The organism is Polynucleobacter sp., assembly GCF_040400325.1.
Lineage (GTDB): Bacteria > Pseudomonadota > Gammaproteobacteria > Burkholderiales > Burkholderiaceae > Polynucleobacter.
In genome coordinates this window covers 1-14,920 of sequence record NZ_JBBAQK010000005.1, presented here as the reverse complement: position 1 = coordinate 14,920, position 14,920 = coordinate 1, and the positions used below count along the sequence as shown (strand labels likewise).

General features: G+C 44.6%; 30 protein-coding genes. All 30 read right to left on the bottom strand.

The window, feature by feature from the left end; translation table 11 throughout:
- Positions 1 to 4 precede the first annotated feature (4 nt).
- The gene (gene cutA, locus ABWP14_RS05320; protein WP_353201938.1) at positions 5 to 346 is read right to left on the bottom strand and encodes a divalent-cation tolerance protein CutA; all 342 of its coding nucleotides are present in this window, start codon (positions 344 to 346) and stop codon (positions 5 to 7) included.
- A 67-nt stretch (positions 347 to 413) separates the two neighbouring features.
- Positions 414 to 809 (bottom strand): 50S ribosomal protein L17, encoded by a 396-nt coding sequence (rplQ, locus tag ABWP14_RS05315; RefSeq protein ID WP_353201937.1) that lies wholly within the window; start codon positions 807 to 809, stop codon positions 414 to 416.
- 16 nt (positions 810 to 825) lie between these two features.
- Complete coding sequence (locus ABWP14_RS05310; RefSeq protein ID WP_353201936.1) at positions 826 to 1,806, bottom strand: DNA-directed RNA polymerase subunit alpha; 981 nt, start codon at positions 1,804 to 1,806, stop codon at positions 826 to 828.
- A 23-nt stretch (positions 1,807 to 1,829) separates the two neighbouring features.
- A complete protein-coding gene (gene rpsD / locus ABWP14_RS05305) occupies positions 1,830 to 2,453 on the bottom strand; it encodes a 30S ribosomal protein S4 (RefSeq protein WP_353201935.1) in 624 nt (207 codons plus the stop codon).
- 116 nt (positions 2,454 to 2,569) lie between these two features.
- Positions 2,570 to 2,977 carry a 30S ribosomal protein S11 gene (gene rpsK, locus ABWP14_RS05300; RefSeq protein ID WP_088525623.1) on the bottom strand — a complete coding sequence of 136 codons (408 nt, stop codon included), beginning with the start codon at positions 2,975 to 2,977 and terminating at the stop codon, positions 2,570 to 2,572.
- Between the two features lie 18 nt (positions 2,978 to 2,995).
- Positions 2,996 to 3,361, bottom strand: coding sequence for a 30S ribosomal protein S13 (gene rpsM, locus ABWP14_RS05295; RefSeq protein WP_096673340.1), 366 nt, complete (start codon positions 3,359 to 3,361; stop codon positions 2,996 to 2,998).
- 24 nt (positions 3,362 to 3,385) lie between these two features.
- Entirely contained in the window at positions 3,386 to 3,502 is a 117-nt protein-coding gene (rpmJ, locus tag ABWP14_RS05290) for a 50S ribosomal protein L36 (RefSeq protein WP_012357167.1), read from the bottom strand.
- 34 nt (positions 3,503 to 3,536) lie between these two features.
- A complete protein-coding gene (gene infA / locus ABWP14_RS05285) occupies positions 3,537 to 3,755 on the bottom strand; it encodes a translation initiation factor IF-1 (protein WP_112202623.1) in 219 nt (72 codons plus the stop codon).
- A 4-nt stretch (positions 3,756 to 3,759) separates the two neighbouring features.
- A complete protein-coding gene (gene secY / locus ABWP14_RS05280; protein WP_353201934.1) occupies positions 3,760 to 5,097 on the bottom strand; it encodes a preprotein translocase subunit SecY in 1,338 nt (445 codons plus the stop codon).
- Positions 5,098 to 5,116: 19 nt separating this feature from the next.
- A complete protein-coding gene (gene rplO / locus ABWP14_RS05275; protein ID WP_353201933.1) occupies positions 5,117 to 5,557 on the bottom strand; it encodes a 50S ribosomal protein L15 in 441 nt (146 codons plus the stop codon).
- A gap of 24 nt (positions 5,558 to 5,581) precedes the next feature.
- The gene (gene rpmD, locus ABWP14_RS05270) at positions 5,582 to 5,770 is read right to left on the bottom strand and encodes a 50S ribosomal protein L30 (protein WP_215358833.1); all 189 of its coding nucleotides are present in this window, start codon (positions 5,768 to 5,770) and stop codon (positions 5,582 to 5,584) included.
- 24 nt (positions 5,771 to 5,794) lie between these two features.
- Entirely contained in the window at positions 5,795 to 6,313 is a 519-nt protein-coding gene (gene rpsE, locus ABWP14_RS05265; RefSeq protein ID WP_068947703.1) for a 30S ribosomal protein S5, read from the bottom strand.
- An 18-nt stretch (positions 6,314 to 6,331) separates the two neighbouring features.
- Positions 6,332 to 6,685 carry a 50S ribosomal protein L18 gene (gene rplR / locus ABWP14_RS05260; protein WP_353201932.1) on the bottom strand — a complete coding sequence of 118 codons (354 nt, stop codon included), beginning with the start codon at positions 6,683 to 6,685 and terminating at the stop codon, positions 6,332 to 6,334.
- A gap of 13 nt (positions 6,686 to 6,698) precedes the next feature.
- Positions 6,699 to 7,232: a 50S ribosomal protein L6 gene (rplF, locus tag ABWP14_RS05255; RefSeq protein WP_353201931.1), complete on the bottom strand. Its 534-nt coding sequence runs from the start codon at positions 7,230 to 7,232 to the stop codon at positions 6,699 to 6,701.
- A gap of 10 nt (positions 7,233 to 7,242) precedes the next feature.
- Complete coding sequence (gene rpsH, locus ABWP14_RS05250; RefSeq protein ID WP_011901914.1) at positions 7,243 to 7,638, bottom strand: 30S ribosomal protein S8; 396 nt, start codon at positions 7,636 to 7,638, stop codon at positions 7,243 to 7,245.
- Between the two features lie 24 nt (positions 7,639 to 7,662).
- On the bottom strand, positions 7,663 to 7,968 hold the full coding sequence (rpsN, locus tag ABWP14_RS05245; RefSeq protein WP_353201930.1) for a 30S ribosomal protein S14: 306 nt from the start codon (positions 7,966 to 7,968) through the stop codon (positions 7,663 to 7,665).
- A 9-nt stretch (positions 7,969 to 7,977) separates the two neighbouring features.
- On the bottom strand, positions 7,978 to 8,520 hold the full coding sequence (rplE, locus tag ABWP14_RS05240; protein ID WP_353201929.1) for a 50S ribosomal protein L5: 543 nt from the start codon (positions 8,518 to 8,520) through the stop codon (positions 7,978 to 7,980).
- A gap of 16 nt (positions 8,521 to 8,536) precedes the next feature.
- The gene (rplX, locus tag ABWP14_RS05235; protein WP_353201928.1) at positions 8,537 to 8,845 is read right to left on the bottom strand and encodes a 50S ribosomal protein L24; all 309 of its coding nucleotides are present in this window, start codon (positions 8,843 to 8,845) and stop codon (positions 8,537 to 8,539) included.
- 9 nt (positions 8,846 to 8,854) lie between these two features.
- A complete protein-coding gene (gene rplN / locus ABWP14_RS05230; RefSeq protein ID WP_353201927.1) occupies positions 8,855 to 9,223 on the bottom strand; it encodes a 50S ribosomal protein L14 in 369 nt (122 codons plus the stop codon).
- 185 nt (positions 9,224 to 9,408) lie between these two features.
- Positions 9,409 to 9,678, bottom strand: a complete 270-nt coding sequence (gene rpsQ, locus ABWP14_RS05225) for a 30S ribosomal protein S17 (RefSeq protein ID WP_353201926.1) — start codon at positions 9,676 to 9,678, stop codon at positions 9,409 to 9,411.
- A gap of 12 nt (positions 9,679 to 9,690) precedes the next feature.
- Positions 9,691 to 9,885: a 50S ribosomal protein L29 gene (gene rpmC, locus ABWP14_RS05220; RefSeq protein WP_353201925.1), complete on the bottom strand. Its 195-nt coding sequence runs from the start codon at positions 9,883 to 9,885 to the stop codon at positions 9,691 to 9,693.
- A gap of 14 nt (positions 9,886 to 9,899) precedes the next feature.
- The gene (gene rplP / locus ABWP14_RS05215; RefSeq protein WP_216201996.1) at positions 9,900 to 10,313 is read right to left on the bottom strand and encodes a 50S ribosomal protein L16; all 414 of its coding nucleotides are present in this window, start codon (positions 10,311 to 10,313) and stop codon (positions 9,900 to 9,902) included.
- A 2-nt stretch (positions 10,314 to 10,315) separates the two neighbouring features.
- On the bottom strand, positions 10,316 to 11,143 hold the full coding sequence (gene rpsC, locus ABWP14_RS05210) for a 30S ribosomal protein S3 (protein WP_353201924.1): 828 nt from the start codon (positions 11,141 to 11,143) through the stop codon (positions 10,316 to 10,318).
- A gap of 8 nt (positions 11,144 to 11,151) precedes the next feature.
- Entirely contained in the window at positions 11,152 to 11,484 is a 333-nt protein-coding gene (rplV, locus tag ABWP14_RS05205) for a 50S ribosomal protein L22 (RefSeq protein ID WP_353201923.1), read from the bottom strand.
- Between the two features lie 7 nt (positions 11,485 to 11,491).
- Positions 11,492 to 11,770 carry a 30S ribosomal protein S19 gene (gene rpsS / locus ABWP14_RS05200; protein WP_216130723.1) on the bottom strand — a complete coding sequence of 93 codons (279 nt, stop codon included), beginning with the start codon at positions 11,768 to 11,770 and terminating at the stop codon, positions 11,492 to 11,494.
- Between the two features lie 20 nt (positions 11,771 to 11,790).
- On the bottom strand, positions 11,791 to 12,621 hold the full coding sequence (rplB, locus tag ABWP14_RS05195) for a 50S ribosomal protein L2 (protein WP_353201922.1): 831 nt from the start codon (positions 12,619 to 12,621) through the stop codon (positions 11,791 to 11,793).
- A gap of 2 nt (positions 12,622 to 12,623) precedes the next feature.
- The gene (gene rplW, locus ABWP14_RS05190; protein ID WP_216218360.1) at positions 12,624 to 12,938 is read right to left on the bottom strand and encodes a 50S ribosomal protein L23; all 315 of its coding nucleotides are present in this window, start codon (positions 12,936 to 12,938) and stop codon (positions 12,624 to 12,626) included.
- Entirely contained in the window at positions 12,935 to 13,555 is a 621-nt protein-coding gene (gene rplD, locus ABWP14_RS05185) for a 50S ribosomal protein L4 (RefSeq protein WP_353201921.1), read from the bottom strand. The genes rplW and rplD overlap by 4 nt, the downstream gene beginning before the upstream one ends.
- 11 nt (positions 13,556 to 13,566) lie before the next feature.
- Positions 13,567 to 14,223: a 50S ribosomal protein L3 gene (gene rplC / locus ABWP14_RS05180; RefSeq protein WP_353201920.1), complete on the bottom strand. Its 657-nt coding sequence runs from the start codon at positions 14,221 to 14,223 to the stop codon at positions 13,567 to 13,569.
- A gap of 197 nt (positions 14,224 to 14,420) precedes the next feature.
- Positions 14,421 to 14,732, bottom strand: a complete 312-nt coding sequence (gene rpsJ / locus ABWP14_RS05175) for a 30S ribosomal protein S10 (RefSeq protein ID WP_011901899.1) — start codon at positions 14,730 to 14,732, stop codon at positions 14,421 to 14,423.
- Positions 14,733 to 14,920 lie beyond the last annotated feature (188 nt).

The window sequence follows — 14,920 nt, the reverse complement described above, 5'->3', positions numbered from 1 at the left end:
TCCTCTAATTTACCTCAGCTTGCACCCACTCGCCGTATTGGGCAGCATATTGCTCTGGTGAAAATGCAAGGATCTCGGGAAGATCATAAGGGTGATGATCTTGGATAAATTGAGAGATTTCTAGCCACTTGGTTCCGGTAGTTTTTACAGACAAGAGAACCTCATGTTCCTCACAAACCTTATCATCCCAACGGTAAACTGATTGCACACCATCGATCAATTGCACACAAGCAGCCATTCTTGACTCCACTAAGGCACGAGCTAAACTTTTTGCGGCTTCCATATCGGGAAGACTTGTAAAGACTATAAGAAGCTTACTGGGATTGACTGAAGGGTTATGAGGCATACTGTATTTATAAAAATATAAATGAAAAAAGCCAGACCAAAGCCTGGCTTTTTAAATAGCTATGAACTTAAGCCTCTTGTGCTGCAGCTGCTGTTTCTTCAACTTCTGGGCGATCTACCAACTCAACCAATGCCATAGGGGCATTGTCACCATGGCGGAAGCCAAACTTCAAAATACGAAGATAGCCACCTGGCCGTGTTGCATAGCGTGGTCCAAGCTCAGTAAAGAGTTTAGCCACGATATCGCGATCTCGAGTGCGGTTAAATGCCAAGCGACGGTTTGCCAAGTTATCTTTTTTGCCCAAAGTAATCAAAGGCTCAACAACCATGCGTAATTCTTTTGCTTTTGGCAAGGTGGTTTTAATCACTTCATGCTCTAAAAGAGAATTAGACATATTGCGCAACATCGCTAAGCGATGTGAAGATGTTCTATTTAGTTTGCGTAAGCCGTTTCCGTGACGCATGATGCTTCCTTTCTAATTATTTCTCGAGGTTAGCTGGAGGCCAGCTTTCGAGTTTCATGCCAAGACTTAAGCCACGAGCAGCCAAAACGTCTTTGATTTCATTCAAAGACTTACGACCTAAATTAGGCGTCTTCAACAATTCATTCTCTGTGCGTTGAATCAAGTCACCAATGTAATAAATGTTCTCAGCCTTCAAGCAGTTTGCAGAGCGTACTGTAAGCTCAAGATCATCAACAGGACGCATCAACATTGGGTCAACCATTGAAGAGCGGCTTGGAGCGAGATCTCCAGATACTTCACTGCTTTCAAGCGCTGCGAACACCACCAACTGGTCTACCAAGATAGTCGCTGCTTGACGAATAGCTTCTTCCGGAGACAACACGCCATTGGTTTCGATAGTCATAACGAGACGATCAAGATCGGTACGTTGCTCAACACGAGCAGATTCGACAGCATAGCTAACACGACTTACTGGGCTAAATGAAGCATCTAATACAATGCGGCCGATGATCTTGGTAGTTTCATCATTGTATTGACGAACATTACCTGGAACATAGCCACGACCTTTTTCAACCTTGATCTGCATGTCCAGCTTACCACCAGCAGATAAGTGAGCAATGACGTGATCAGGGTTAATAATCTCTACATCATGTGGCAAGTCAATATCTTTTGCTGTAACAACGCCTGGGCCTTCTTTACGCAAATTGATAGTGACTTCATCACGTGACTGCAACTTAAATACGATACCTTTGAGGTTTAACAAGAGATTTACTACGTCCTCTTGTACTCCATCCAATGTAGAGTACTCATGAACTACACCTGCAATGGCTACTTCAGTTGGCGCATATCCAACCATCGAGGACAAAAGTACGCGACGTAATGCGTTTCCGAGAGTGTGGCCATAGCCACGCTCGAACGGCTCCATAACAACCTTAGCTTGGTTGGCAGTAAGCGCTTCAACAGAAATAATTTTTGGCTTGAGCAAATTTGTTTGCATATTTTTTCCTTGATAGTGCCTAATTAGCGTGAATACAATTCGACGATCAAACTTTCATTAATTTCACCGCTGATGTCTTCGCGGTCTGGCACTTGCTTAAATGTTCCTTCAAGCTTTGTTGCGTCAACTGAAACCCAATTAACGGCAGACATTTGCTGAACTAAATTAAGTGATTCGGTAATGCGGGCTTGCTTCTTCGCTTTCTCGCGAATTGCAATAACATCACCAGGTTTAACCTGAATGGATGGGATATTGACTGGACTGCCATTGAGCAAAATTGAGCAATGAGAAACCAGTTGACGTGCTTCAGCGCGCGTAGAGCCAAAGCCCATGCGATAGACCACGTTATCGAGACGTGACTCTAACAACTGGAGCAATGTAGAGCCAGTATTGCCCTTACGACGCTCAGCTTCTGCAAAGTAACGACGAAATTGACGCTCTAAAATTCCATACATACGCTTAACCTTTTGCTTTTCACGCAATTGATTACCGTAATCAGATGTTCTTGAGCCAGACGTACGACCATGTTGACCAGGCTTAGTATCTAACTTGCACTTGTCTGACAGGGCGCGACGTGCACTCTTTAAAAATAAATCGGTACCTTCCCGACGTGCTAACTTGGCCTTAGGCCCTAAATAACGTGCCACGATGCTTTCCTTTCTTTGCCGCGGTCTTACGACCAACGGTGAGTTCACCCTTTAAATCAGATGAACAGTGGGCTTTTAAAAAAAACTACTAAAACTTTGTACAACTACTTCTGAGCTTAGATACGACGACGCTTAGGAGGACGACAACCATTATGTGGAACAGGAGTCACATCTTGAATCTCAGTGATCTTGATGCCTAATGAATTCAATGCGCGAACTGCTGATTCACGACCTGGGCCTGGACCCTTGATCTGAACTTCCAAGTTCTTAATACCGCATTCAACGGCAGCTTTACCAGCAACTTCTGCAGCTACCTGAGCAGCAAAAGGTGTTGACTTACGTGAGCCCTTAAAGCCTTGGCCACCAGAAGTTGCCCATGAAAGTGCATTTCCTTGACGATCAGTAATCGTAATGATGGTGTTATTAAAAGAAGCGTGAACGTGCGCAATACCGTCAGCAACGTTCTTTTTAACCTTCTTACGAGTGCGCTGTGAAGCGGCGGAAGCGGATTGTTGTTTTGCCATGTCAATAAACTTTCTTGATTATTTCTTTAGTTGCACACCAGACTTACGTGGGCCCTTGCGGGTACGAGCATTCGTCTTCGTACGTTGTCCACGCACAGGCAAACCCTTACGATGACGTACGCCACGATAGCAACCTAAGTCCATCAAACGCTTGATGCTCATAGTTACTTCACGACGAAGATCACCCTCGGTGATGAACTTACCTACTTCATCACGCAGCTTTTCTAAATCAGCGTCAGTAAGATCTTTTACTTTTTTGTCGATAGCAACACCTGTAGTTTTACAAATTTTGTTAGCACGAGTTGTGCCAATGCCAAAAATTGCTGTTAAACCGATAACAGTATGTTGATGATTTGGGATATTTACCCCAGCGATACGTGCCATGAGATTTCCTCTTAATTAACCAGATCAGCCTTGACGCTGCTTATGACGTGCATCTGAAGAACAGATCACACGCACAACGCGTTTGCGCTTAATGATCTTGCAATTTCTGCAAATACACTTAACGGATGCTAAAACTTTCATAACTCACCTCTTAAAAATAGGTACTACTTAATCTTTACTTCGCCCGGAAAATAATTCTGGCCCTTGTCAGGTCGTATGGAGTCATCTCCACCGTCACCTTATCTCCCGGCAAAATACGGATGTAATGCATCCGCATCTTTCCAGAAATATGGCCAAGAACTACATGTCCGTTTTCTAGCTTCACGCGAAACATCGCATTCGGCAAATTCTCTACAATTTCTCCCGCCATCTGAATTACATCGTCTTTAGACATTCAGTTAAGCGCCCATCTTAAAGTTGGCTTTTTTCATCAAAGAGCCGTACTGCTGTTGCATTACGAATGACTGAACTTGTGACATAAAATCCATTGCAACAACAACAATAATCAACAATGAAGTACCGCCAAAATAAAACGGCACGTTGTACTTCAAGACTAAAAATTCTGGTAACAAGCAAACCAAAACCATATAAATAGAACCAGCCAGGGTCAAACGTACCAAGATCTTATCGATATAGCGACCTGTCTGATCGCCAGGACGAATACCAGGAACAAACGCACCACTTTTCTTTAGGTTATCTGCTGTATCACGGCTATTAAATACCAAAGCAGTGTAGAAAAAACAGAAGAAAACAATCGCAGCGCCATACAAAATGGTGTATACAGGTTGGCCTGGGGCTAATGTTGCAGCTAAATCTTTAATGATTCTACTAAACATATTAGTTGGCTCACCCGAAGTAAACCATCCAGCAATCGTTGCGGGGAATAAAATAATCGATGAAGCAAAAATTGGAGGAATAACACCGGCCATGTTCAGCTTCAATGGGAAATAAGAAGATTGGCCACCATAAATCTTATTGCCAACTTGACGTTTAGCGTAGTTCACCAAGATACGACGCTGACCACGCTCTACAAACACCACAAAATAAGTCACTGCCACGCAAATAACTACGATAAGTAATGCAGAAATAATATTCATTGAGCCAGTACGAACCAACTCAAGTAAGCTGCCGATAGCAGAAGGCAAGCCAGAAACAATGCCGCCAAAAATAATGATAGAAATACCGTTACCTAAACCACGCTCAGTAATTTGCTCGCCGAGCCACATTAAGAACATGGTTCCAGTAACCAAAGTCACTACAGTGTTGATTTCAAATATTAAACCTGGATTAATTACCAAACCTGGTTGAGCTTGTAAAGCAACTGAAATTCCCAATGCCTGGAAAGTCGCTAAAAGTACAGTGCCATAACGAGTGTATTGAGTAATCTTGCGTTGACCTGCTTGACCTTCTTTTTTCAGAGCTTCTAAAGTAGGAATAACAATCGTCATCAATTGCATGATGATCGATGCAGAGATGTAGGGCATGATTCCTAAAGCAAATACTGTAAAGCGTGAAAGCGCGCCTCCAGAGAATAAGTTAAACATTCCCAAGATACCGTCTTTTTGCTCAGCAAATAACTGTGCCAGCTGATCAGGATCAATTCCAGGAACAGGAATATGAGCACCTAAACGGAACACAAGCAGAGCCAGCACTAGGAAAATCAAGCGTTGGCGTAATTCGCCAAACTTGCCTCCTGCTGCTGCAGTGCTTAATTTATTGGTAGGTGCTAACGCCATATTTACTTATGAGGGCCTATTAAACCAACTCAACTAATTTTCCGCCGGCCGCTTCAATCGCTGCTTTTGCACCGGCAGTTGCAGCAATTCCCTTAAGGATTACAGCAATCTTGAGCTCACCAGTTTTAATGACCTTAACGGAACTGATTTGCTCACCAGCAAAACCATGAGCTCTCAAAACCAATAAGTCAACTTCTGGCAAATTGATCTTTGCTAAATCATTCAAAGTGATTTGACCCACATGACGACGTGTTAAAGATACGAAACCACGTTTTGGCAAGCGACGATACATCGGCATCTGACCGCCTTCGAATCCAACCTTGTGGAAACCGCCTGAACGGGATTTTTGACCTTTATGACCACGGCCAGCAGTTTTACCCAAGCCAGAGCCAATGCCGCGACCTACGCGACGACGGTTTTTCTTGGAGCCCTCAGTGGGCTTAAGTGTATTGAGTTCCATATTATTTGCCTATTTGCTTGCTAGTTAACCAACAACTTTAACTAGGTAAGAAACTTTATTAATCATGCCGCGAACCGCAGGTGTATCTTCCAATTCAGAAACTGAATTGATGCGACGAAGGCCTAAACCACGTACAGTTGCACGATGGCTTTCGCGTGTGCCGATCAAGCTGCGTACTAATTGCAGTTTGACTTTAGAGTTAGATGTTGTCATTTATAGATTCCTAATCTTTGGGTCTTAGCCGAGAATCTCTTCAACTGATTTACCGCGTTTAGCAGCAATCTCAGCAGGAGTACTCATTTTGCTCAAACCATCAATTGTTGCGCGAACCAAGTTGTATGGGTTTGTAGAGCCGAGTGACTTAGCAACCACGTTCGTTACACCCATTACGTCAAAAATTGCGCGCATTGGGCCACCGGCAATAATTCCCGTACCATCTTTAGCTGGAGAAATCAGGACGCGTGAGGCGCCATGTTGGCCAGTCACAGTATGTTGCAAGGTACCTTTGCGTAAGGAAACCTTAATCATCTTGCGACGTGCTTCATCCATTGCTTTTTGAACAGCTACTGGAACTTCTTTAGATTTACCTTTGCCCATGCCGATACGGCCATCGCCATCGCCAACTACAGTGAGTGCAGCAAAGCCGAGAATTCGTCCGCCCTTTACCACTTTAGTTACGCGATTAACCGCGATCATCTTCTCGCGAAGACCATCATCACGCTCTTCGTTTTGCATCTTAGTTTGCATTTTTGCCATGTTTTTTCCTAAACCCTATTAGAACTTCAGGCCGGCTTCACGCGCAGCTTCAGCTAAGGCCTTAATACGGCCGTGATAACGATGACCAGAGCGATCAAAAGCAACATCAACAATGCCTGCCTTAACGGCACGCTCAGCAACTAACTTGCCGATTTGTTTAGCAGCCTCAGCGTTGCCGCCGTTTTTAATCGCTTGGCGTAATTCTTTTTCCATAGTTGAAGCAGCAGCTACAACCTTGGTTCCGCATGGGCTATAAACCTGAGCAGAGATATGAGTATTACTACGGATAACTGTTAAGCGGTTTGCCTGTGCTTCGGCAATGCGAATACGAGTCTGCCGAGCGCGTCTTTGTCTGGATTCGTCTTTATTCATTTTCTAATCTCGCTTACTTCTTCTTAGTTTCTTTCAGATGCACAACCTCATCGACATAGCGGACACCCTTGCCTTTATATGGCTCTGGTGAACGGTATGCGCGAACTTCAGCTGCGACCTGGCCAACTTGCTGCTTGCTGGAGCCTTTAATAATGATTTCGGTTTGCGTTGGAGTCTCTGCTTTTACACCCTTTGGTAGCTTGTAAATAATGTCGTGAGAGAAACCCAACTGCAACTTCAATGTTTCACCTTGTGCTTGGGCACGATAACCAACGCCTACTAAGCTGAGCTTGCGCTCAAAGCCAGCAGTTACGCCAACAACCATGTTGTTAACTAAAGCACGTGCCGTACCTGACTGAGCACCAGCATCTGGTGAGTCATTATTTATAACAACTGTCAACACACCATCTTCTTGTTTCAAACCAACAGAAGGATGCAAATTATGTGTCAAAGTGCCCAATGGACCTTTAACAGTAACAGTTGCACCGTTGATGTTGATTTCAGCGCCCTTAGGAACTGTAATTGGTGATTTACCTACGCGGGACATATTTCTCTCCTTAGGCTACGTAGCAAATAACTTCGCCGCCCACGCCTGTTGCACGTGCTTTGCGGTCTGTCATTACGCCTTGAGGGGTTGAAATAATTGCAATGCCCAAGCCATTCATTACTTCTGGAATGTCATGACGGCCTTTATAGATACGTAGACTTGGTGTAGATACACGGTCAATACGCTCAATAACAGGGCGACCTGCATAGTATTTGAGATCAATGTGGAGCACTGGCTTAGCTGCCTCACCTTTGATTTCAAAACTCTCGATATAGCCTTCATCTTGTAAAACTTTTGCGATGGCTACTTTAACTTTTGACGACGGCATCAAGACTACGGGTTTCTGCACTGCTTGCGCATTGCGGATCCTTGTCAACATGTCGGCGATTGGATCGCTGATACTCATGAGTTCTCCTAATTCTTTCGCCGCTTACCAGCTGGCCTTGGTTAAACCGGGGATTTCGCCACGAAAGGCGATTTCACGAATCTTGCTACGCGCTAAACCAAACTTGCTGAATACACCGCGCGGACGACCGGTTAATGAACAACGATTTCTTTGACGAATCGGACTTGCGTTACGTGGAAGTGCCTGTAGCTTCAAGCGAGCTTCATAGCGCTCTTCATCGCTGCGTGATTGATCAGCAATGATCGCTTTTAGTTCAGCACGCTTGACAGCGTACTTCTCTACAGTTTTTGCGCGCTTTTTTTCGCGCTCAATCAGGGATAGTTTTGCCACGTTAGCCTCTTAATTGCGGAAAGGGAATTTGAATGCAGCCAACAAAGCTTTTGCTTCTTCGTCAGACTTAGCAGTCGTCGTAATACTAATATTGAGTCCACGGAGGGCATCAATCTTGTCGTATTCGATTTCAGGGAAAATAATTTGTTCTTTAACGCCGATATTGTAGTTACCGCGGCCGTCAAATGCTTTGCCGGAGATTCCACGGAAGTCACGTACGCGTGGCAATGCAACGGTAACGAAACGATCCAAGAATTCGTACATGCGTTGACCGCGCAATGTCACCATAGCACCAATTGGGTAGCCTTGACGAATTTTGAAACCTGCAATCGCTTTTTTAGCCTTAGTGACGACTGGCTTTTGGCCCGCAACTTTAGTTAAATCTCCAACTGCATTTTCGATAATCTTCTTATCGTTCACAGCATCACCTAAACCCATATTCAGGGTAACTTTGGTAATGCGTGGAACTTGCATTGCGGACTTATAACCAAATTTGGCAATCAAATCAGCAACCACTTTTTGTTGGTAATGTTCTTGAAAACGTGTGCTCATAATTTCTCCGTGACCCTTATGCGATCAATGTTGCGCCAGTGGTTTTGAGGAAACGCTGCTTTTTACCATCAACGAGTTTGATACCAACACGTGATGGTTTGCCGTTACCGTCAACCAAAGCCACATTAGAAATGTGAACAGGCATAGTCTTGTCAATCATGCCGCCGGTTACACCAGCAGCTGGATTTGGCTTAACGCTCTTTTTATAAATATTCACGCCCTCGATCACCAATTTGTTCTCGAGTACATCCGTTACAGTTCCTTGCTTGCCTTTATCGCGGCCGGTCAATAAAACGACGGAATCACCTTTACGAATTTTTTTCATATCAGCCTCTTAAATCACTTCGGGGGCGAGAGAAACGATCTTCATGAACTTTTCAGTACGCAACTCGCGTGTAACTGGTCCAAAGATACGCGTGCCAATTGGCTCTAACTTAGCGTTGAGCAATACCGCAGCGTTTGTATCGAACTTAATCAATGAACCGTCTGGACGGCGAACACCCTTAGCTGTTCTCACTACAACAGCGTTATAAATATCACCTTTTTTTACACGGCCACGTGGAGCAGCTGACTTAACGCTGACTTTGATGAGATCTCCGATACTGGCGTAACGACGCTTAGAGCCGCCCAATACCTTGATGCACAAAACTTCACTGGCGCCTGTGTTGTCGGCGACCTGCAATCTACTTTCGGTTTGTATCATTTCTAATCCCCAACTTATTAGCCAAAGGCAAACAGTCTTGGTTCCGTCTATGGGCTTTAACGAAGGTTAAAAGCCCGGAATTAAAGAAAAACACTGCTTCTCACATAAAACTAGAGAAGCCTTCCATTCTACTACGTAAAACAAGGTTTTGGGAATAAACTTTGCCAAAACCCCTTATAAATGCCTTAAATACCCTTTGAAGCCTCTACTAAACGGGTCACAACCCAAGATTTAGTTCGTGAAATTGGCTTAGATTCAGCAATTTCAACGGTATCGCCCATCTTGTATGTGCTAGCTTCGTCATGTGCATGGTACTTTTTGGACTTGCCAACATACTTACCAATCACTGGATGCTTCACTTGACGCTCAACCAACACCGTCACAGTTTTTTGCATTTTATCGCTAACAACACGGCCCACGAGGGTGCGGCGCAAGGGTTTGGATAACTCTGTCATATCCCTTTTTCCTTATTTCTGTGCAGTCTTTTGGGTAATAAAAGTCTTTACACGAGCAATATCGCGCTTAGTCTTACCCAATTGGCTGGTATTAGTGAGTTGCTGAGTGCCCTTTTGCATGCGGAGCTTAAAGTTTGTCTTTAAGAGCTCTGTTAATTCTGCATTTAAGCCAGTCAGATCTTTAGTTACTAATTCTTTATTTTTCATCATCTTTATCCCGATCAACCTAAGTGGCGAATCACGAAAGTGGTTTTCAATGGTAATTTAGCAGCAGCAAGCTTGAAAGCTTCGCGCGCCAAAGTTTCATCCACGCCATCCATCTCGTACAAAATCTTGCCTGGTTGAATTTCTGCTACGTAGTACTCTGGATTACCTTTACCGTTACCCATACGCACTTCGGCCGGCTTTTGTGAAATTGGCTTATCTGGGAAAATACGGATCCAGATACGGCCACCACGCTTGATGTGACGTGTCATTGCGCGACGTGCAGATTCAATCTGACGTGCAGTCAAACGACCGCGGCCAATAGACTTTAATCCGAAGTCGCCGAAGGCTACTGAACTACCGCGTGTTGCCACACCAGTGTTACGACCTTTTTGTTCCTTACGATACTTGCGACGCTTTGGTTGTAACATGCTTACTCTCCTGACTTCTGCGTATCTGCGACAGGTACTTCAACCTTACGCACACGCTTGATTGCTGGCTTAGCAGCAACTAAAGGCTTTTCAGTAACAGCGGCTGGTTTACGTGCGGCTATTTTACTTGGAGCACGACGGGTTTTCTTTTCTTCGGCAGCTGGCTCAACGGATGGAGCGGCTACTGGAGCGTCTGCACCACGTCCCAATGTGTCGCCTTTATAAACCCAAACTTTTACACCAATGATGCCGTAAGTTGTTTCAGCCTCTGATGTTGCGTAATCAATATCAGCCTTTAATGTATGAAGTGGAACGCGACCTTCACGGTACCATTCGCGACGAGCAATCTCGGCACCATTCAAGCGCCCCGATGACATGATCTTGATGCCTTGTGCGCCAAGACGCATAGCGCTTTGCATTGCGCGCTTCATAGCGCGACGAAACATAATACGCTTTTCTAACTGCTGAGTAATAGAGTCAGCAATCAATTGAGCATCTACTTCAGGTTTACGAATTTCTTCGATATTCACGTGAACTGGAACGCCCATACGCTTTTGCAGTTCGCGACGGAGAACTTCAATATCTTCGCCTTTTTTGCCGATGACTACACCTGGACGTGAGCTATAAATAGTAATGCGTGCATTCTTAGCAGGACGCTCGATGATGACTTTACTAACAGATGCGTTTTTCAACTTCTTCTTCAAATAGATGCGGACGTCAACGTCCTCTTTCAGCATCTTTGCGAAATCGGTATTGTTTGCATACCAACGTGATGTCCAATTCTTCGTTACCGCGAGTCGGAATCCGGTGGGATTAATCTTTTGGCCCATATCTTTCCTTAGTTACTCAAGGTCACGCTAATGTGACAAGTTTGTTTTTCAATTTGATTGCCACGACCCTTAGCGCGGGCAGTGAAGCGCTTCAAGGAAGTACCTTTATCAACGATGACCGCTGATACCTTGAGCTCATCAATATCAGCACCTTTATTGTGTTCAGCATTTGCAATCGCTGATTCAACTACTTTTTTCACAATAACAGCAGCTTTCTTGGGGCTGAAGTTCAAAATGTTTAATGCGCGAGCAATCGGCAAACCACGAATTTGATCAGCGACCAAACGTGTCTTTTGCGCAGAAATGCGGGCGCTCTTGTGAATAGCTTTAACTTCCATCATCATCCCCTTACTTCTTCACAACTTTCTTGTCAGCAGAGTGACCTTTGAAAGTACGGGTCAAGGCAAATTCGCCTAACTTATGACCCACCATATTTTCTGATACATAAACCGGAACATGTTGACGACCGTTGTGAACGGCGATTGTCAGACCAATAAAGTCTGGAAGAATCGTTGAACGGCGTGACCAAGTTTTGATCGGCTTTTTGTCTTTGTTGGCTTGTGCGACTTCAACTTTATTTACTAAGCTGGCTTCGCAGAATGGGCCTTTTTTAGCTGAACGTGTCATATCTATTTTTCCTTAATCGCTTAGCGCTTTTGACGGCGTTGAACGATCATCGATGTTGTACGCTTGTTACGACGTGTACGATAACCTTTGGTTGGAGTGCCCCATGGAGATACTGGTACACGGCCTTCGCCTGTCTTACCTTCACCACCACCATGTGGGTGATCTACTGGGTTCATCGCCACACCGCGAACAGTTGGACGAATACCACGCCAGCGATTTGCACCAGCTTTACCAATAACACGCAAGCTGTGCTCTTCATTACCAACTTCACCAATAGTAGCGCGGCACTCAATTAGAACGCGGCGAACTTCACCAGAGCGCAAACGCACCTGGGCATATACGCCTTCACGAGCTAACAGAACTGCAGAACCGCCAGCGGAACGTGCAACCTGCGCACCTTTACCTGGCAATATTTCTACACAGTGAATGGTGCTACCTACTGGAATATTGCGAATAGGCAAGTTATTACCAGATTTGATTGCTGCTTCTGAACCATTCATGATTGCTTGGCCAACAGTCATACCTTTAGCGGCAGGAATATAACGACGCTCGCCATCAGCAAACACAATCAATGCAATATTTGCACTGCGGTTTGGATCGTATTCTAAGCGCTCAACCTTTGCTGGAATGCCATCTTTGTCGTTGCGTTTAAAGTCAACAACACGATAGTGATGCTTATGACCACCACCTTTATGACGGGTAGTGATGTGACCGTTATTGTTGCGGCCCGCTTTTTGAAACTGTGGCTCTAACAATGGTGCAAAAGGCTTGCCTTTATGGAGGTCAGGATTGACCACCTTGACCATTGAGCGACGACCTGGTGAGGTCGGTTTTGTCTTCATCAAAGGCATGATTAATTCGCCTCCGCTTCAAAGTTAATTTCTTGGCCTGGTTTCAAATTCACATAGGCCTTCTTAGTATGGTCACGACGGCCTTCAAAACGGCCATAGCGCTTAGGCTTGCCCTTTTGATTTACGATTTGAACTGAGTCAACTTGCACTTTAAAGAGCAACTCGACCGCTTGTTTTACATCGCTCTTGTTTGCATCGCGAGCCACTTGGAAAACTACTTGTTCATTTTTCTCTGCAACCATAGTGGCCTTCTCAGAGATAACGGGACCAAGCAGAACCCTCATTAGGTTGTGATCGTTTTTACGGACTTGGCTCATTTCAGCAACTCCTCAATTTTTGCGATCGCCGCTTTACTTACCAATACTTTTTTGTATTGAACCAAAGCTAATGGATCAGCGTGCTGTGGCTCACAAACAGCAATCTTATGTAAGTTGCGTGAAGCCAAGTACAAATTCTCACTAACTTGATCAACAATGATCAAGACTGAATCCAAGCCCATTGCTTTAACTTTGTCAGCTAAAACTTTAGTCTTTGGAGCGTCCAGATTAAATTGATCAACCACATTCAAACGACCTTCGCGAGCTAATTGAGACAAAATCGATCTCATTCCAGCGCGATACATTTTCTTGTTTACTTTTTGGCTGAAATTCTCTTCTGGAGAATTTGGAAATATACGACCGCCTCCGCGCCACAATGGTGAGGAGCTCATACCAGCACGTGCACGACCAGTACCCTTTTGACGCCAAGGTTTTTTGGTTGAATGCTTAACTTGTTCGCGGTCTTTTTGTGCACGGTTACCGCTACGTGCATTAGCTTGGTAAGCCACTACAACTTGGTGAACCAACGCTTCGTTATATTCACGTTCGAATACTTCTGATGAAGCTTGAACGCCTGCACCTAAAGTACCGTTGTCTTGGAGAAGCTTAAGTTCCATATTCGCTCTCCTTATTTCTTCTTCAACGGTGTTTTCACCGCTGGAGTAACAATGACTTTACCGCCAGGGGCACCTGGAATAGCACCTTTAACCATGATCAGATTACGTTCTGCATCAATGCGTGCGATGACTAAATTTTGAACTGTTTTGGTAACGTCTCCAAGGTGACCAGTCATACGCTTACCTGGAAAAACGCGGCCTGGATCTTGTGCCATACCGATAGAGCCTGGCACGTTATGTGAACGTGAATTACCGTGGGATGCGCGACCAGAAGCGAAGTGATAACGCTTGATGGTGCCTGCATAACCCTTGCCGATAGAAACGCCTTGCACATCCACTTTTTGGCCAGTAGTAAACGCAGCTTCAGCAGGTATGACTTGTCCTGGTGTCATTTCTGCAATTTTTGCTGCATCTAGTTGGAATTCGTTAAGCCCGTTACCAGCCATCACACCTGCTTTAGCAAAGTGACCAGCCATAGATATAGTAACTCGTGTAGCTCTCCGGGTACCATGCGCCAACTGAATAGCATCATAGCCATCAGTTGCCTGGGTCTTGATTTGAGCGATTCTGTTGTCGCTCACGTCGATTACGGTGACGGGAATAGATTCCCCTTCGTCCGTAAATAGACGGGTCATGCCGACCTTGCGGCCGATTAAGCCTAAGCTCATATTCATGCTCCACGCCGACTACGATTGGTCGGCAAAATTAATTTAAGTGATTTACAAGTAAAAATACTTCTAAATCAATAACTTACAGCGTTTTTAATACTGATAAAGCTTAAAGTTTCGCGCAAATAATTGAGCGAAGCCTTAGATTCTATCCCGAAATGCCAATCTTGACAAGCAAAAAGACTGGAAGCAACAAATTATTGCAACTTGATTTCAACATCCACGCCTGCTGGAAGGTCTAATTTCATTAAGGCATCAACTGTTTTCTCAGTAGGATCAACAATATCCATCAAACGGAGATGGGTACGGATCTCTAATTGATCACGAGATGTCTTATTCACGTGCGGTGAACGAAGGATGTCAAAACGCTCAATACGAGTTGGCAAAGGTACTGGACCCTTAACAACAGCACCGGTACGCTTAGCTGTATCAACAATTTCAGCCGCAGACTGGTCGATTAAACGGTAATCAAATGCTTTAAGACGAATACGAATTTTTTGGTTTTGCATATTAATTCCAAAGAGCGTTGTGGTGCTGCCACGTTATATATCTAAAGAGCTCGGTGACATCAGCAGCACTGATGTCACCGGTTAGCAAACCGCTAAATATTTATACTTCTAATACTTTAAATCTAATAAAACTTAAGCCAAAATCTTTGCAACCACACCAGCGCCAACAGTACGGCCACCTTCACGGA

Coding starts and splice junctions, on each gene's coding strand:
- rplF (WP_353201931.1), bottom strand. CDS start 7,232: ATGTCCCGCGTAGGTAAATCACCAATTACAGTTCCTAAGGGCGCTGAA.
- rpsS (WP_216130723.1), bottom strand. CDS start 11,770: ATGACACGTTCAGCTAAAAAAGGCCCATTCTGCGAAGCCAGCTTAGTA.
- rpmJ (WP_012357167.1), bottom strand. CDS start 3,502: ATGAAAGTTTTAGCATCCGTTAAGTGTATTTGCAGAAATTGCAAGATC.
- cutA (WP_353201938.1), bottom strand. CDS start 346: ATGCCTCATAACCCTTCAGTCAATCCCAGTAAGCTTCTTATAGTCTTT.
- secY (WP_353201934.1), bottom strand. CDS start 5,097: ATGGCGTTAGCACCTACCAATAAATTAAGCACTGCAGCAGCAGGAGGC.
- rplO (WP_353201933.1), bottom strand. CDS start 5,557: ATGGAACTCAATACACTTAAGCCCACTGAGGGCTCCAAGAAAAACCGT.
- rplP (WP_216201996.1), bottom strand. CDS start 10,313: ATGTTACAACCAAAGCGTCGCAAGTATCGTAAGGAACAAAAAGGTCGT.
- rpsK (WP_088525623.1), bottom strand. CDS start 2,977: ATGGCAAAACAACAATCCGCTTCCGCCGCTTCACAGCGCACTCGTAAG.
- rpmC (WP_353201925.1), bottom strand. CDS start 9,885: ATGAAAAATAAAGAATTAGTAACTAAAGATCTGACTGGCTTAAATGCA.
- rpsM (WP_096673340.1), bottom strand. CDS start 3,361: ATGGCACGTATCGCTGGGGTAAATATCCCAAATCATCAACATACTGTT.
- rplD (WP_353201921.1), bottom strand. CDS start 13,555: ATGGAACTTAAGCTTCTCCAAGACAACGGTACTTTAGGTGCAGGCGTT.
- infA (WP_112202623.1), bottom strand. CDS start 3,755: ATGTCTAAAGACGATGTAATTCAGATGGCGGGAGAAATTGTAGAGAAT.
- rplX (WP_353201928.1), bottom strand. CDS start 8,845: ATGAAAAAAATTCGTAAAGGTGATTCCGTCGTTTTATTGACCGGCCGC.
- rpsH (WP_011901914.1), bottom strand. CDS start 7,638: ATGAGTATCAGCGATCCAATCGCCGACATGTTGACAAGGATCCGCAAT.
- rplE (WP_353201929.1), bottom strand. CDS start 8,520: ATGAGCACACGTTTTCAAGAACATTACCAACAAAAAGTGGTTGCTGAT.
- rplC (WP_353201920.1), bottom strand. CDS start 14,223: ATGAGCTTAGGCTTAATCGGCCGCAAGGTCGGCATGACCCGTCTATTT.
- ABWP14_RS05310 (WP_353201936.1), bottom strand. CDS start 1,806: ATGCAAACAAATTTGCTCAAGCCAAAAATTATTTCTGTTGAAGCGCTT.
- rplN (WP_353201927.1), bottom strand. CDS start 9,223: ATGATACAAACCGAAAGTAGATTGCAGGTCGCCGACAACACAGGCGCC.
- rplR (WP_353201932.1), bottom strand. CDS start 6,685: ATGAATAAAGACGAATCCAGACAAAGACGCGCTCGGCAGACTCGTATT.
- rpsJ (WP_011901899.1), bottom strand. CDS start 14,732: ATGCAAAACCAAAAAATTCGTATTCGTCTTAAAGCATTTGATTACCGT.
- rpsC (WP_353201924.1), bottom strand. CDS start 11,143: ATGGGCCAAAAGATTAATCCCACCGGATTCCGACTCGCGGTAACGAAG.
- rpsQ (WP_353201926.1), bottom strand. CDS start 9,678: ATGACAGAGTTATCCAAACCCTTGCGCCGCACCCTCGTGGGCCGTGTT.
- rpmD (WP_215358833.1), bottom strand. CDS start 5,770: ATGACAACATCTAACTCTAAAGTCAAACTGCAATTAGTACGCAGCTTG.
- rplQ (WP_353201937.1), bottom strand. CDS start 809: ATGCGTCACGGAAACGGCTTACGCAAACTAAATAGAACATCTTCACAT.
- rpsE (WP_068947703.1), bottom strand. CDS start 6,313: ATGGCAAAAATGCAAACTAAGATGCAAAACGAAGAGCGTGATGATGGT.
- rplV (WP_353201923.1), bottom strand. CDS start 11,484: ATGATGGAAGTTAAAGCTATTCACAAGAGCGCCCGCATTTCTGCGCAA.
- rplB (WP_353201922.1), bottom strand. CDS start 12,621: ATGCCTTTGATGAAGACAAAACCGACCTCACCAGGTCGTCGCTCAATG.
- rplW (WP_216218360.1), bottom strand. CDS start 12,938: ATGAGCCAAGTCCGTAAAAACGATCACAACCTAATGAGGGTTCTGCTT.